A 16,492-nucleotide genomic window follows, 5' to 3' on the forward strand; every position below is an offset into this window, starting at 1 on the left:
CCACGTCGACGGCGTTGAAGGACCAGGAGCCGCGCCAGATAGGCCACGGTGCGCTCCCCGATCGGGAGGACAGCGGTGTAGGTGACAGGATCAGACATGCAGGACCTCGGTGACGGTGTCGATCTGTGCTGGACCGAACCGATCTACCGGGGTCCTGCCCCGTTCCCGCTCATCTCACCACCCTCGGCGTGTCGCCACGACCTGCCACCCCGCTACTGAGAACACCTCACTGTCCAGCCTCGGCCGGCGACCTCGGCCGCCACGTGCTCGGCGATCTGGTCCAGCGTCGTCGTCCCGTAGATCTCCGGCTGTCTCGTCCCCAGCGTTCCCAGATTGGGCCCGTTCAACAGAAATAGCGATGGCACGGTTCTCCTCGCGGATGGTGTCGTAATGCACGAACAATTCTAGGAGAATCTTCCGGGGTTGGCGGCCGAGGCGCTGAAATAGGGGTTCCTAGGGGGCGTTAGGGGCGGTGACGTCCCGATTTACCAGGGTTACTCTCGAATGGTCCCGGCAGGTGTCGGGCAGTTTCCCGCGATGTCGCGCATTCCACCGTCAGAGAGAAGTGATGCGTCATGGCCGACCACCTGCAGCCCGCGCCGGAGCTCCCGGCGTGGCCTCAGTACTCCGATTCCGAACGGACCGGTCTGATCCGGGCACTGGAACAGGGGCAGTGGTGGCGGATCGGGGGCAGCGAGGTCGACTCCTTCGAGCAGGAGTTCGCGCAGTACCACGGATCCGAGCACGCGCTCGCCGTGACCAACGGCACCCACGCCCTCGAGCTCGCCCTCGAGGTCCTCGGCGTCGGGCCGGGCACCGAGGTGGTGGTCCCCGCGTTCACGTTCATCTCGTCGTCCCAGGCGGCCCAGCGGCTCGGCGCCACGGCGGTCCCGGTCGACGTGGACCCGCAGACCCTCAACATCGACCCGGACGCGGCCGCCGCCGCCATCACGCCGCGGACCCGGGCGATCATGCCCGTGCACATGGCAGGCCTGGTCGCCGACATCGACGCCCTGAACAAGATCGCCGCGGACAGCGGGGTGTCGATCGTGCAGGACGCGGCGCACGCCCACGGCGCCCGCTGGCGGGGGAAGCGGATCGGTGAGCTCGGTTCGGTGGCGGCGTTCAGCTTCCAGAACGGCAAGCTGATGACCGCGGGCGAGGGCGGAGCCGTCCTGTTCCCCGACGCCGGGCTGTACGAGGAGGGCTTCGTCCGGCACAGCTGCGGGCGGCCGCGGACCGATCGCGGCTACTTCCACCGCACCTCCGGGTCCAACTTCCGGCTCAACGAGTTCTCGGCGAGCGTGCTGCGGGCCCAGCTGGAGCGGCTCGACGGCCAGATCGAGACCAGGGAGCAGCGGTGGCCGCTCCTGCGCTCACTGCTCGCCGAGATCCCGGGGGTCGTGCCTCAGGCCGACGACGAGCGCGCCGACCGGAACCCGCACTACATGGCGCTGTTCCGGCTGCCGGGCATCGGCGAGGAGCGCCGCAACCTGCTCGTCGACCAGCTGGTGGCGCGCGGCCTGCCGGCCTTCGTCGCGTTCCGCGCCGTCTACCGCACCGCCGCGTTCTGGGAGACCGGCGCCCCGGACGAGAGCGTGGACGACCTCGCACGCCGCTGCCCGAACTCGGAGGAGATCACCGCCGACACCGTCTGGCTGCACCACCGGACCCTGCTCGCCCCGGAGGCCGACATCGAACGGGTCGCCGCGATCATCGCCGAGACGGTGGCGGCACTGTGAGCGCAGCCGTCCGGGTCGCCGTAGTCGGTGCCGGGTGGGCGGCGCGGTCCATCTGGTTGCCCAGGCTCGCCTCGCTCCCCGGCTACGTCGTCACCGCCCTGGTCGACGCGGATCCCCGGGCGTCGGCGGCCGCTGCGGACCTGGCCCCCGCCGCGGCCCGGTACACCGGCGCCGACCAGCTCGATCCCGCCGCGATCGACCTCGCTGTCGTGGCGGTGCCCAACCACGCCCACGCCGCCGTCGCGAGCGGTCTGCTGCGGCGCGGGATCGCCGTCTTCGTGGAGAAGCCCGTCTGCCTGGACGCTGCGCAGGCCGCCGAGCTGGCCGAGGCCGAGCGGGTGGGCGGGGCGGTGCTGCTCGCCGGCAGCGCCGCCCGCTACCGGGCCGACGTCCGCGCCCTGGTGGATGCCGCGGCCACGGTGGGCGAGCTGCGCCACGTCGACCTCTCGTGGGTCCGTGCGCGGGGTGTCCCGGACGCGGGCGGCTGGTTCACCGACCGTCGGACGGCAGGCGGCGGCGCGCTCCTCGACCTGGGATGGCACCTCCTCGACGCCGCGACCCCCGTACTGGGACGGCTGGAGGTCGAGCACGTCGCGGCCGCGGTGTCCGGCGACTTCGTCAACGATCCCACCCGGCGGGCGGGATGGCGCCCCGACACCGACACCCGCGAGCGGGCCCACGGTGACGTCGAGGACACCGTGCGCGCCTTCCTCGTCACCCGGTCCGGCGTGTCCGTGTCCCTGCGCGCGAGCTGGGCCTCGCACGAGGTGCGGGACACGACGGTGCTGACCGTCGAGGGGAGCCGGGCCGTCGTGCGGCTGCGGGCGACCTTCGGCTTCAGCCCCCATCGCGAGGGCGGATCGACCCTCACCACCACACGTGCCGGGGTGACCACCGAGCTCGACCCGGTCGACGAGCCGATCGGGAGCGAGTACGACCGCCAGCTCGTCGAGCTGCCGGCGCTGCTGCGCGACCCGAGCAGCCGCGGGGTGGCCATCGCGGAGGCCGAACGGGCCGTCGCCCTGATCGACCGGATCTACACCTCGGCCCGGGCCACCGAGCCGACCACGCTGGGAACGGGGAGCCGACCATGACGGTGCACACCGAGTCGTCGCACGTCCTCACGGTCGTCGGACCGACCACCCCCGCCGACGCCGTCGTCTTCGACCTCGACGGAGTCCTGGTGGACAGCTTCGACGTGATGCGCGAAGCGTTCGGCATCGCCTACGCCGAGGTCGTCGGACCGGGAGAGGCTCCGTTCGCCGAGTACAACCGGCATCTCGGCCGGTTCTTCCCCGACATCATGCGGATCATGGGGCTCCCCCTGGAGATGGAGGAGCCCTTCGTACGGGAGAGCTACCGCCTCGCGGACCGCGTGTCGCTGTTCCCCGGGGTCGCCGAGCTGCTGGCCGAGCTGGACGCCCGGGACGTGCCGCTCGCGGTCGCGACCGGCAAGGCGGGGGTCCGTGCCCGGTCCCTGCTCGACGGGCTGGGGGTGCTCGGCAGGTTCCGCCACGTGATCGGGTCGGACGAGATCAGCCGGCCGAAGCCCGCCCCGGACATCGTGCTCCGCGCGCTCGACCTGCTCGACGTCGCGCCGGAGCGGGCCGTGATGGTCGGTGACGCCGTCACCGACCTGCGCAGCGCACGCGGGGCGCGGGTCCGCTCGGTCGCCGCGCTCTGGGGCACGACCGAGGAAGCGGCGCTGCGGGCCGAGGGGCCGGACGTGGTCGCCACGGTCCCGACCGACGTGTTGGCGCTCGTCCGAGCCGCCTGAGCCCGACACCGCAGAGACGAGCCGCCGCGGCGGCCGGAGAGAACGAGGACCATGCGAAGCGATCTGATCCGCCCGCTGCCGGAGACCCTGCTGGCGCACGCGGCGGAGTCCGGCACCACCGTCGCTTTCCGGGACGCGCGCCGCGCGGTCACCTACGCCGAGCTCGAGGCCCGCACGGCGCGGCTCGCCGGGCACCTGGCGTCGGGCGGGGTGGGCCGCGGTGACCGGGTGGCGATCCTGCTGGGCAACGCGGTCGAGGTGATCGAGGGCTACCTCGCCGCGACCCGGGCGGCTGCAGTGGGTGTCCCGCTGAACCCGCAGGTCAGCGCGAGCGAGCTCGACCACCTGCTCGGTGACAGCGGAGCGCGGGTCGTCGTGACCGACCGGGCGCGGGCAGCCCTCGTGCGCCGCATCGCAGCGCGCGACGTCCGGGTCCTGGTGACGGGGGAGGGGCGGCTCCCCGACGGCACGGAGTCCTTCGAGGCGCTCGCCCGGACCGCGCCCGCGGTGTCCGCCCGCGACGACCTCGACCTCGACGAGCCGGCGTGGATGCTCTACACCTCCGGGACGACCGGGCTGCCGAAGGGCGTGCTCTCGACCCAGCGCAACGCCCTCTGGTCCGTCGCGTCCTGCTACGTGCCGATCCCCGGGCTCTCGGCCGAGGACCGGGTGCTCTGGCCACTGCCGCTGTTCCACAGCCTGTCCCACATCGCGGGCTTCCTCGCCGTGGTCTCGGTGGGGGCCACCTCCCGCATCCTGGACGGGTTCGCCGCCGACGAGGTCCTCGCCGCTCTGCGGGAGGACCGAACCACCTTCCTGGCCGGCGTCCCGACCGTCTACCACCACCTGGTCGCGGCGGCTCGCGACACCGGCTTCACCGCTCCGGACCTGCGCATCGGGCTCGTCGGCGGCGCCGTGACCACCGCCGCGCTGCGGGCCGACGTCGAGGAGATCTTCGGCGTGCCGCTGCTCGACGCCTACGGCAGCACCGAGACCTGCGGCTCCATCGCCATGGTCCGGCCGGACGGACCACGGGTCGACGGCTCGTGCGGGCAGCCGGTGCCCGGGCTGGAGGTCCGGCTGGTCGACACGACGACGGGTGCGGACACCGCGACCGGCGCGGAGGGCGAGGTGTGGGTGCGCGGGCCCAGCGTCGCGGTGGGGTACCACCGCCGGCCCGAGGAGACCGCAGCGGCGTTCGGCGGCGGGTGGTACCGCACCGGCGACCTGGCCACACAGGACGGAGCCGGGTTCCTGACGGTCACCGGCCGGATCAAGGAGCTGATCATCCGGGGTGGGGAGAACATCCACCCCGTCGAGGTCGAGACCGTGCTGCGGCGCGGTGCCGGTGTCCGGGACGTGGCCGTCGGCGGCCGCCCGCACCCCGTGCTGGGCGAGGTCCCCGTCGCCTACGTGGTGCCAGGGCCGGACGGTCGCGACGGCCTCGACCCGGGCGCCCTCCTCGCGGCCTGCCGCACCGAGCTGTCGCCGTTCAAGGTGCCCGAGGAGATCCGACTGATCGCCGAGATCCCGCGCACCGCGTCGGGGAAGGTGACCCGCCACCTGCTCCTCGAGCGGCCCTCCCGGCTGGTCGCGACCGGTGCGAGCCACCACGAGCACCTCCTGCGCGTCGAGGACGGGCGCCTGGTCCGCGTGCCCTCCGGCGACACCGGCCCGGCGGCCGGGATCGCCGATCCCGTGCTGGTCACGGGCGCGGACTCGGCCGTGGCCGCGGCGGTCGCCACCCACCTCGTCGGTGCGCACGGGGTGCGCGAGGTCGTGCTGCTCAGCGACTGGGGCCAGGCCGACGGCGCCGGGCCGCTCGCCGAGGAGCTGCGCCGCCAGGGCGCCCGGGTCGTCGTCGTGGCCGGCTCGCCGAATGACCCCGAGCTGGTGCGCGTCGCCGTCGGCGCCGCGGGCGGTCGGTTCGGCACCGTCGTCCAGACACACCCGACCGCCGACCCGGGACGGGTCGCGGCGGTCCTGGTGGACGTCGCGGCCTCGGCACCGGAGACGACCCTCGTGGTCCTGACCGCGCTGGCCCCCGGTGACGGCTACGGCACCGCAGGGGCCGCTCGCGCCCTGTCCGAGTGGGCGGCGGCCCGGCGTGGTGGCGGACTCCCCACCACGGTGCTCGCGGTGGGGCCGACGGCTCTCGACCCCACCGTCCTCGACACCCTTCCCGACACGACACCCGACTCCACGACACCCGACTCCACGACACCCGGCCTCGATGCGACCGTGCCGCTGGCGCCGGCGGAGCTGCTGTCGGCCTTCGATGCCGCCCTCGACCAACCCCCCGGCGACTCGGTGATCCTGCGGCTCGACGAGCGCGCGGCGGCGGAGGTGCCCACACTGCGCCATCTCGTCGTCGAGCAGACGGGCCCGGGTTCGGGTGAGGGCCGGGCCCGGCTCGACGGGCTCACCGCGGCCGAACGGCGCCGGACGCTGGTCGGGGCCGTGCGCTCGGCCGCGGCCGAGCTCCTCGGCGTGCGCGACCCCGCCGACCTGCGCCCCGACCGGCCGTTCCGGGAACTCGGCCTGAGCTCGCTCGCCGCGGTCCGGCTGCGGACCGTCCTGGCCGCGCACTTCGGTGTCACCCTGTCCGCGACGGCGGCCTTCGACCACCCGACCCCGGACGCACTCGCCGACCACCTCGACGAGGTGCTGCGCGGCGGTCGCACCTCCTCCGTGGCGATCCGGGAGCGGACGGCCGCGCCCGGCGAGCCCATCGCGATCGTGGCCGCGAGCTGCCGTCTGCCCGGTGGTGTGACCTCGCCCGAGGACCTCTGGCGGCTCGTCGCGGAGGAACGCGACGCGATCGGCGACTTCCCGCTCGACCGGGGCTGGGACGTCGAGGGCCTCTACGACCCCGAGCCCGGCCGCCCCGGGCGCACCTCGGTCCGACGCGGCGGGTTCCTCTACGACGTCGCCGACTTCGACGCGGACCTCTTCGGCATCTCCCCGCGCGAGGCCGCCGCGGCCGACCCCCAGCAGCGGTTGCTCCTGGAGCTGGCCTGGGAGGCCTTCGAACGCGCGGGGGTGGACCCGCGGTCGCTGCGTGGTGCCGACGTCGGCACCTTCACCGGCGTCATGCACCACGATTACGCGAGCCGCCACGACCAGGTCCCCGACGAGGTGGCGGGCTACCTCGGGATCGGGACGGCGGGCAGCGTCGCCTCGGGGCGGATCGCCTACACGCTGGGGCTGGAGGGCCCCGCGATCACGGTGGACACCGCGTGCTCGTCGTCGCTGGTCGCGTTGCACCTGGCGGTGCAGTCGCTGCGCAGCGGCGAGAGCACGCTCGCCCTGGCGGGCGGGGCGGCCGTGATGGCGACCCCGGGTGTCTTCCTGGAGTTCTCCCGGCAGCGCGCGCTCGCCCCGGACGGACGGTGCAAGGCCTTCGCCGACACCGCGGACGGGACGGGCTGGTCCGAGGGGGCCGGGCTGCTGCTGCTCGAGCGGCTGTCCGACGCGCGCAGGCTGGGCCATCCGGTGCTGGCCGTGGTGCGCGGCACCGCGGTCAACCAGGACGGCGCGTCGAACGGGCTGACCGCGCCGAGCGGCCCGTCGCAGGAGCGGGTGATCCGTGCGGCCTGGGCCGACGCCGGTCTCTCCGGGGCCGACGTCGACCTCGTGGAGGCCCACGGGACGGGGACGACGCTCGGCGACCCGATCGAGGCCCAGGCACTGCTGGCCACCTACGGCCGGGAGCGGACGGCGGACCGGCCGCTGCACCTCGGCTCGCTGAAGTCGAACATCGGGCACACCCAGGCGGCCGCGGGCGTCGCCGGGATCATCAAGGTGATCGGGGCGCTGCACGCGGGGACGCTGCACCGCACCCTCCACGTCGACCGGCCGTCCGCACAGGTGGACTGGACGAGTGGAGCCGTCGAGCTGCTCACCGAGGCTCGGCGGTGGACCGCGGCGACCGGGCCCCGGCGCGCCGCGGTGTCGTCGTTCGGGGTCAGCGGGACGAACGCGCACGTGATCGTCGAGGAGGCGCTCGACCCTGCGGTGGTGTCCGCGCCGCGGGTGGCACCCGCCGCCGTCCCCTGGATCGTCACCGGGCGGGGCGACGCGGCTCGGGTGGCGTTCGCGTCCCGGCTGCGGGCCGCGCTGGACACCGAGGACGCGGCCGGGAAGGAGCACACGCTCGCCGACGTCGGGTGGTCGCTGGCCACCGCGCGCGCGACGCTGGACCATCGCGGGGTCGTGGTCGCCTCCACCACGGGGGAGGCGCTGGCCGGGCTCGACGAGCTCGCCTCGGGCGCGCCCGCCGCGGTGGTCACCGGGGTCGCGGACGTCGCGGGCCGGACCGTGTTCGTGTTCCCCGGGCAGGGTGCGCAGTGGGTGGGGATGGGCGCGGAGCTGGCCGAGTCCTCCCCGGTGTTCGCCGAGGCCGTCGACGAGGTCGCGGCCGCGCTGGCGCCGCTCGTCGACTGGGACCTGTGGGCGGTCCTGCGGTCCGAGCCGGGCGCACCGTCGCTGGAGCGGGTGGACGTGCTGCAGCCGGCGTCCTTCGCGGTGGGGGTCGGCCTGGCCCGGCTCTGGGGAGAGTTCGGGATCGTGCCGGACGCCGTCGTCGGGCACTCCCAGGGTGAGGTCGTCGCCGCGCACGTGGCCGGGGTGCTCGGCCTGGCCGACGCCGTGGAGGTCGTGGTCGCGCGCAGCCGTGCGATCGCCTCGGGGCCGGCGGGTCACGGGGGGATGCTCGCCGTCTCGCTCGCCGAGGACGAGGCGGTGGCCCGGGCGAGGGGCCGCGTCGAGCTCGCCGCGGTCAACGGACCCTCCGCGGTCGTGCTCGCGGGAGAGCGGACCGCCGTCGCGGACCTGGCCGCCGAGCTGGAGGCCGACGGTGTCCGGGCCCGGGTGATCCCGGTGGACTACGCGTCGCACACCGCGGCGGTCGACCCGACCCGGCCGGAGATCCTCACCGCGCTGGCCGGCATCCGGCCCGGCCGGGCCCGGATCCCGTTCTGGTCCACCGTGGAGGACGGGTGGGTCTCCGGCGAGGAGCTCGACGCCGGCTACTGGTTCCGCAACCTCCGCAGGCCGGTCCGCTTCGGTGCGGCCGTGGACGGGCTGGTGGGCGCCGGGTTCGCCGCGTTCGTCGAGGTGAGCCCGCACCCCGTGCTGACCTACCCGATCGAGGCGGGCCTGGAGCGCCTCGACGTCGCCCGCGCCGTCGTCACCGGCACCCTGCGCCGCGACGACGGCGGCCTCGGCCGGTTCCTGCGATCGGCGGCGGCGCTGTTCGTGCGGGGGCTGCCGGTCGACTGGGCGCCGGTCTTCGCGGGGACGGGTGCGGTGCGCGTCGACCTGCCCACCTACCCGTTCCAGCGGGAGCGGTTCTGGCTCGGGTCGACGGCGCCCGCCGGGGTGGCGGCGGCCGGGATCGAGGCGGCGGACCACCCGCTGCTCGACGCCGTGGTCCCCCTCGCGGGCCGCGACGCGAGCCTCGCCGTCTCGCGGCTCTCCGTCCGGGACCATCCCTGGCTCGCCGACCACGTGGTCGACGGCGCGGTCCTGCTGCCCGGCACGGCGCTGCTCGACGCGGTGGCCGCGCTCGCCGACCGGCTCGGCGCACCCGTGGTCGAGGAGCTCACGGTCTCCGCACCGATCGTCGTCCCCGCCGCGGGGGCGATCGACCTGCAGGTCGAGGTCGGCCCGGAGGAGGGTGGACGGCGCGCGGTGGCCGTGCACGTGCGGGCGCGACCGGAGGAGCCGTGGGCCGAGCACGCCACCGGCACCCTCCTGGCCGACACACCCGCGCCGCGCGCGGAGACGACCGCCTGGCCGCCGGCGGGGGAGCCGGTCGATGTCGCCGGGCTCTACGAGCGGCTGACCGTCGACTACGGGCCGGCCTTCCACGCGGTGCGCGCCGTGTGGCGCGACGACGAGCGGGTGCACGCCGAGATCACCCTGCCCGACGAGGTCGACGCCGCGGGCTACGGCCTCCACCCGGCGCTCCTCGACGCCGCCCTGCACCCGGTGCCGGTGACCGACCTGCTCGACGCCGGCCAGGGCGCGCGGCTGGCCTTCTCCTGGGCGGGCGTCCGCCGGTACGCCACGGGAGACCGGACACTGCACGTCACCCTCGTGCCCGCCGGGCCGGATGCGATCTCGCTCCGTGCGACCGACCCGTCCGGCGCCCCGGTGCTGGAGGTCGACCGGCTCGTCCTGCGGCCGGTCCCGGCGGTACGCGACGACTCGCTGTTCGAGATCGCCTGGGTGGCGGCCCCCGGCGGTGACGATCCCGGCGAGCTGCGGCTCATGGCCCCGGACGAGGACCCGGCGGGCCCGGGGACCCCGGTCCTGGTGCCGGGGACCGGCCCGGTCGGGCCGAGCGTGCCGGAACGGGCGCGTGCCGCGGGGCTCGGTGCACTGACGGCGCTGGCGAGGTGGCTGGGCGACGAGTCCGTGACCGACGTCGTGGTCGCCGTGCAGGCCGGTGACCCGGCGGGGGACGTCGTCGCCGGGCTCGTGCGCTCCGCGCAGTCCGAGCACCCCGGCCGGATCCGCCTGCTGGAGCTGGACCGGGTCGACGAGGCGGGCGTCCGGACCGGCCTCGCCGTCGACGGCGACGAACCGCGGGTCGCCGTCCGGGACGGGACCGCCCTCGTGCCGCGCCTGCGCCGGGTGCAGGTGCCGGACGCCCGTCCGGCCGGCCTCGCGGGCGGCGCGGTGCTGGTGACCGGGGCGACCGGCGGGCTGGGTCGGCTGGTCGCCCGGCACCTGGTGACCGCACACGGGGTGTCCGAGCTGGTCCTCGTGACCCGCTCCGGAGTGCCGGACGCACAGCGCGAGGAGCTGGTCCGCGCCGGTGCCTCGGTGCACGTGGTGACCGGCGACGCGGCGGACCGCGCGGTCCTCTCGGAGGCCCTGGAGCTCGTCGGGGACCGGCTCGTCGGCGTGGTGCACGCTGCGGGGGTCGTCTCCGACGGTGTCCTCGCCGCTCTCGACGCGCAGCGGTGGGACCGGGTCGTGCGCACGAAGGCGGACGCGGCCTGGCACCTGCACGAGCTGACCGCCGGTCGGGACCTGGCGGCGTTCGTCCTGTTCTCGTCGGCGGCGTCGACCTTCGGCGGGGCGGGACAGGCCAACTACGCGGCGGGCAACGCGTTCCTGGAGAGCCTCGCGGCCAGGCGCCGCGCCGCCGGGCAGCCCGCGACCGCGCTCGCCTGGGGTCTGTGGGAGCAGCAGGCGGGGATGGGCGGCCGGCTCGCCGAGGCCGATCTCGCCCGGATGGCCCGGGTCGGCACCGTGGCGCTGTCCGACGAGGAGGGTCTCGCGCTGTTCGACCGGGCCCTGGCAGGTGACGCGCCCACACTGGTGCCGATCCGGCTCGACCTGGCCGCGGTGCGCGCCTCCGGCGAGGTGCCCGCGCTCCTGCGCGAGCTGGTCCCCCGCCGGGCGACCGTGCCGAGGACGGAAGGCCTGGCCGGACGCATCGCCGGTCTCCCCGAGAAGGAGCGGGCCGCCGCCGTCCTCGACGAGGTCCGGACCCACGTCGCGGACGTCCTCGGCCACGGTGCGGCGACGGCGGTCGACGCCGCGCGCGCGTTCAAGGACCTCGGGTTCGACTCGCTCACCGGGGTGGAGCTGCGCAACCGGCTCACCGCGAGCACGGGCGTGCGGCTCCCGGCCACCGTGGTGTTCGACCATCCGACCCCGGAGGCGCTGGCCGCGCACCTGCTGACCGAGCTCGTCGGCCTGCGACGTGGCGTGCCCACCGCGCCGACGCGTCGCGTTGCGACCCCGGACGACGACGCGGTCGCGATCGTCGCCGCGGGCTGCCGGTTCCCCGGCGGCATCACCTCCCCCGACGCGCTCTGGCGGTTCGTCGAGGCCGGGGGCGACGCCATCGGTCCCTTCCCCACCGACCGCGGCTGGGACCTGGACGCGGTGTTCGCGGCCGATCCCGACCGCGCGGGCACGACGTACGTCCGAGCGGGCGGCTTCCTCGACGACGTCGCCGGGTTCGACGCCGAGTTCTTCGGCATCAACCCGCGCGAGGCACTGGCGATGGACCCGCAGCAGCGGCTGCTGCTGGAGGTGTCCTGGGAGGCCCTGGAGCGGGCGGGCATCGACCCGGCCGGGCTGCGCGGCAGCCCCACCGGCGTGTTCGTCGGCACCCACGGTCAGGACTACGGCACGGGTGACCAGCGCGGCGCGGGGGCCGACGAGGGCTACCTGGTGACCGGCAACGCGGGCAGCGTGCTGTCCGGCCGGATCGCCTACGCGCTCGGCCTGGAGGGGCCTGCTCTCACCGTCGACACGGCCTGCTCGTCGTCGCTGGTGGCGCTGCACCTGGCCACCCGCGGGCGAGGTGTCGCTGGCGCTGGCGGGCGGGGTGTCGATCATGTCGACGCCCGACGGCATCGTCGGGTTCTCCCGGCAGCGCGGGCTGGCCGAGGACGGGCGCTGCAAGGCGTTCGCCGAGGGTGCCGACGGCTTCGGGATGGCCGAGGGAGTGGGGGTGCTGCTGCTCGAGCGGCTCTCCGACGCACGCAGGCTCGGCCATCCCGTGCTGGCGGTGGTGCGCGGCAGCGCGGTGAACCAGGACGGCGCGTCGAACGGGCTGACGGCCCCGAACGGACCGTCCCAGGAGCGGGTCATCCGGGCCGCCTGGGCGGACGCCGGCCTGGCCGCGGCGGACGTCGACGTCGTCGAGGCGCACGGGACCGGCACCGCGCTCGGCGACCCGATCGAGGCCCAGGCGCTGCTCGCCACCTACGGCCGGGACCGTGCGGACGCGGCACCGCTGCTGATCGGGTCGGTCAAGTCGAACATCGGCCACACCCAGGCCGCCGCCGGTGTCGCGGGCGTCATCAAGATCGTCGAGTCGCTGCGGCACGGCCGGTTGCCCGCGACCGCGCACGTCGACCGGCCGTCGTCGCACGTGGACTGGACGAGCGGAGCCGCGGAGCTGCTGACCGCGCCACGGGAGTGGGCCGCGGGGGAGCGGACGCGGCGGGCGGGGGTGTCGGCCTTCGGGGTCAGCGGCACCAACGCGCACGTGATCCTGGAGGAGCCGCCGGCCCCCGAGAAGCCCGAGGCTCCCGAGCCGGTCGAGGAGCGGCCCGCCGCGACGCCGGTGCCCTGGCTGGTGTCGGGGCGGACCGAGCAGGCGCTGGCCGCGCAGCAGGCGCGGCTCGCGGACCTCATCGAGGAGCGTCCCGACCTCGCCCCCGCGGACGTCGCGCTGTCGCTGGGCCTGCGGTCGGCGTTCCGCCACCGCGCGGTGGTCCTGGCGGCCACCCGCGAGGACGGGGTCGCCGGGCTGCGGTCGGGCGCCGAGGTCCTCACCGGGGAGGCCGACGTGACGGGCAAGCGGGTGTTCGTCTTCCCCGGCCAGGGCACGCAGTGGGTGGGTATGGGTGTGGAGCTCGCCGCGGCGTCGCCGGTGTTCGCCGCGGCACTGGACGAGGTGGCCGAGGCGCTCGCCCGGTACGTGGACTGGGACCTGTGGGCGGTGCTGCGCTCCGAGCCGGGAGCGCCGTCGCTGGACCGGGTCGACGTGGTGCAGCCGGCGTCGTTCGCCGTCGGGATCGCCCTCGCGGGGCTCTGGCGTTCGCTCGGGGTGGAGCCCGACGCCGTCGTCGGGCACTCGCAGGGCGAGGTCGCCGCCGCGTACGTGGCCGGGGCGCTCACCCTGGACGACGCCGTGCGGGTCGTGGCGCTGCGCAGCCGGGTCATCTCGCAGCGGCTCGCCGGCCGCGGCGGCATGGTCTCCGTCGGTCTCCCCGCCGCCGACGCGGCCGAGCGGCTGCGGGCCTGGCCCGAGCTCGAGACCGCCGCGGTCAACGGCCCGGGCTCCGTCGTGGTGGCAGGTCCTCCGCAGGCCCTGGACGAGGTGGTCGCGGTGCTCGACGCCGACGGCGTCCGGGTTCGCCGGATCCCGGTCGACTACGCCTCGCACACCTCGGCGGTCGAGGCGGTCGAGGCCGACCTCGCCGCGGTACTGGCCGGGCTCGCCCCCCGGGCGGGCTCGGTGCCGATCTGGTCCGGCGTGGACGGTGGCTGGGTCTCCGGCGAGGCCCTCGACGCGGCCTACTGGTACCGCAACCTGCGCAGCCCGGTCCGCTTCGGGGAGGCCGTCGCCGGGCTGGTCGAGGCAGGGCACCGGGCGTTCGTCGAGGTCAGCGCCCACCCGGTGCTCACCTTCGACGTCGCCCAGGAGCTCGACCGCCACGACCAGCCGACGGTGGTGACCGGCACCCTGCGGCGCGACGACGGCGGTCCGGCGCGGTTCCTCGCTGCCACCGCGGCGCTCGCGGTCCGCGGGATCGGCGTCGACTGGTCCCCCCTGATCGAGGGCGCCCGGCCCGTCGCACTCCCCACGTATGCGTTCCAGCACCAGAGGTTCTGGCTGGACGCGGTGCCCGGCGGTGTCGGTGACGTGCGCACCGCCGGCCTCGACCCCGTGGAGCACCCCCTGCTCGGCGCGGTCGTCGCTCTGCCAGGGGCGGGCGGTGCGGTGGCGACCGGTCGGGTCTCGCTCGCGACCCACCCGTGGCTGGCCGACCACGCGGTCACCGGCACGGTCCTCGTGCCCGGTGCCGCGATCCTGGAGCTCGTCGCGCGGGTCGCCGACGAGGCCGGCCTGGCCGCCGTCGACGAGCTGGTGGTGGAGGCCCCACTGCTGCTGCCGGAACGCGGCGCCCTGCAGCTGCGGGTGACCGTGACGGCGGACGGCGGGATCGAGCTGCACGCCCGGACCGAGGACACCGGGCCCGACGGCGAATGGACGCGCCACGCCCGCGGCCGGGCGGTCACGGAGCCGTCCCCGGCGCCGGCGGACCAGGGCACGGTGCCCACGCAGTGGCCGCCCGGCGACGCCGAGCCCGTCGAGCTGGACGAGTTCTACCCGCGGCAGGCGCAGGCAGGGCTGGACTACGGGCCGGCGTTCCGGGGCCTGCGGGCGGCGTGGCGGCGCGGCACCGAGGTGTTCGCCGAGGTCGCGCTCCCGCCGGAGCTGCGGGGCAGCTCCTTCGGGTTGCACCCGGCGCTGTTCGACGCCGCCCTCCAGTCGGCGAACCTGGGGGCCGCTCCCCAGGCCGGACCCGACGAGGTGCTGCTGCCCTTCGCATGGCACGGGTTCGCGCTGCGGCGGACCGGCGCGACCACGCTGCGGGTGTACGCCGCACCGAGCGCCGACGGCGTGCAGGTGAGTGTCGCGGACCCGACGGGCGCACCCGTGGCGTCGTTGCGGTCGCTGGTCCTGCGACCCGCGCCGCGGGCCGGCCTGACACCGCGGGCCGGGGCGCTGTACCGCACCGAGTGGGTGCCCGTCACGGCGTCCGGCGGTGGTGACACGCCGCCCGTGCTGGACCTGAGGCCGGGCGCGGTCGGGACCGTCCTGGACCGGGTGCGGGCACTCACCGAGTCCGCCCTCGCCGGTGTCCAGACCCACCTCGCCTCCGCCACGGCGAAGCCCCTGGTCGTCCTGACCGGTGGCAGCGACGACCCCGCGGCCGCGGCCGTCTGGGGACTCGTCCGGTCCGCGCAGACCGAGCACCCCGGACGGTTGGTCCTCGTCGACACCGACCAGCCGGAACCGCCCCTGACCACCCTGGTCGGGGCGGGTGAGCCCCAGCTGCGCCTCCGCGACGGGCAGCTCGCGGCGCCCAGGCTCGTCCCGGTGCCGTCCGCGCCCGCCACCCGGGGGTTCGGCGCGGGCACCGTGCTCGTCACCGGAGGCACCGGAACCCTGGGCGGCCTGGTCGCCCGGCACCTGGTCACCGACCACGGGGTGCGACGGCTGCTGCTCACGAGCCGCAGCGGGCCCGGTGCGCCCGGCGCTCGGGAGCTCCGGGCGGAGCTCGTGGCGCTGGGTGCGGAGGTGTCCGTCGTCGCCGCCGATGTCGGGGACCGGGCACAGGTCGCCGCGCTGCTCGATGCCGCGCCGGATCTGACGGGTGTGGTGCACACCGCGGGAGTGCTCGACGACGGTGTGGTCGAGAGCCTCACCCCGGCTCGGCTCGACACCGTGCTCCGTGCCAAGGCGGACGCCGCATGGCACCTGCACGAGCTGACCGAGGGTCGGGACCTCGCCGCCTTCGTGCTCTTCTCCTCCGGGGCGGGCACCTTCGGCAGCGCGGGCCAGGCGAACTACGCGGCCGCCAACGGCTTCCTCGACGGGCTCGCCCGACGGCGGGCGGCCGCCGGGCTCCCCGCCCTCTCGCTGGCGTGGGGGTTCTGGGAGCAGGCCAGCGCGCTCACCGGCGAGCTCGGCGACGCCGGGCTGTCGAACGGGGAAGGCCTCGCCCTCCTGGACGCCGGCCTGGTCGCGGGGGAGCCCGCCCTGGTCGCCACGGCGCTGGACCTCGGCGCGGTCCGGCGGCTCCCGGACGTCCCGCCCCTGCTGCGGGGGCTCGTCCGAGCCCCACGACCGACCCGCCACGCGGCACCGGACGGCGGTGACACCCCGGTGGACCTGCGGACCCGGCTCGCGGACCTGGAGCCCGCGGCCAGGGAGCGCGCCGTGCTGGACCTCGTCCGTGGCCTGGCCGCGGACGTGCTGGGCCACGACGGGCCGGCGGCGGTGCGGCCCGGCCGGGCCTTCACCGAGATCGGCATCGACTCGCTCACGGCCGTGGAGCTGCGCAACCGGATCGCCACGGCCACCGGCGAACGCCTTCCGGCCACGGCGGCGTTCGACCACCCGAACCCGGCCGCCCTCGCCGCCGTGCTCCGGGAGCGCCTCGGGGCCGACACAGGATCCGAGGCAGGGGCCGACGCGGGGCCGGACGCGGTGCCCGCCCCGCCGCCGGACCCGGCCCTCGCCGAGCTCGACCGGCTGGAACGGGCGCTGGCAGCGGCCGACGGCGGCGTCCGGGAGCAGGTAGCCCTCCGGCTCGCCGAGCTGGCGCGCTCCTGGGCCGGGCGCACCGGGCCGGCCGTCGACACCGGCACCGACACCGACGACGAACTCTTCGCGCTCCTCGATCAGGAACTGGGACGGTAG

Annotated in this window: 5 protein-coding genes and 2 pseudogenes; 5 read left to right on the forward strand and 2 right to left on the reverse strand. The window is 75.9% G+C overall.

Translation table 11 applies throughout. The features are described from left to right. Positions 1 to 98: pseudogene (locus Ae505Ps2_RS33575) on the reverse strand (IS5/IS1182 family transposase); the annotation flags it as partial. 114 nt (positions 99 to 212) lie between these two features. After that, the gene (locus Ae505Ps2_RS20065; RefSeq protein ID WP_084786351.1) at positions 213 to 365 is read right to left on the reverse strand and encodes a type II 3-dehydroquinate dehydratase; all 153 of its coding nucleotides are present in this window, start codon (positions 363 to 365) and stop codon (positions 213 to 215) included. Positions 366 to 575: 210 nt separating this feature from the next. Here Ae505Ps2_RS20065 and Ae505Ps2_RS20070 point away from each other — a divergent pair, with 210 nt between their 5' ends. From Ae505Ps2_RS20070 to Ae505Ps2_RS32715, 5 genes and pseudogenes are all read left to right on the forward strand, one after another. Next, a complete protein-coding gene (locus tag Ae505Ps2_RS20070) occupies positions 576 to 1,742 on the forward strand; it encodes a DegT/DnrJ/EryC1/StrS family aminotransferase (protein WP_075333289.1) in 1,167 nt (388 codons plus the stop codon). After that, positions 1,739 to 2,836, forward strand: coding sequence for a Gfo/Idh/MocA family oxidoreductase (locus tag Ae505Ps2_RS20075; RefSeq protein ID WP_075333290.1), 1,098 nt, complete (start codon positions 1,739 to 1,741; stop codon positions 2,834 to 2,836). Before Ae505Ps2_RS20070 ends, Ae505Ps2_RS20075 begins: the two co-directional genes overlap by 4 nt. Then, positions 2,833 to 3,519, forward strand: a complete 687-nt coding sequence (locus Ae505Ps2_RS20080; protein WP_075333291.1) for an HAD-IA family hydrolase — start codon at positions 2,833 to 2,835, stop codon at positions 3,517 to 3,519. The genes Ae505Ps2_RS20075 and Ae505Ps2_RS20080 overlap by 4 nt, the downstream gene beginning before the upstream one ends. Positions 3,520 to 3,570: 51 nt before the next feature. After that, positions 3,571 to 11,829 (forward strand): annotated as a pseudogene (locus Ae505Ps2_RS33580) (SDR family NAD(P)-dependent oxidoreductase); the annotation flags it as partial. Between the two features lie 1,069 nt (positions 11,830 to 12,898). Beyond that, positions 12,899 to 16,492, forward strand: coding sequence for an SDR family NAD(P)-dependent oxidoreductase (locus tag Ae505Ps2_RS32715; RefSeq protein WP_249265308.1), 3,594 nt, complete (start codon positions 12,899 to 12,901; stop codon positions 16,490 to 16,492).

This window comes from Pseudonocardia sp. Ae505_Ps2 (assembly GCF_001932425.1).
In the GTDB taxonomy this organism is placed as follows: domain Bacteria; phylum Actinomycetota; class Actinomycetes; order Mycobacteriales; family Pseudonocardiaceae; genus Pseudonocardia.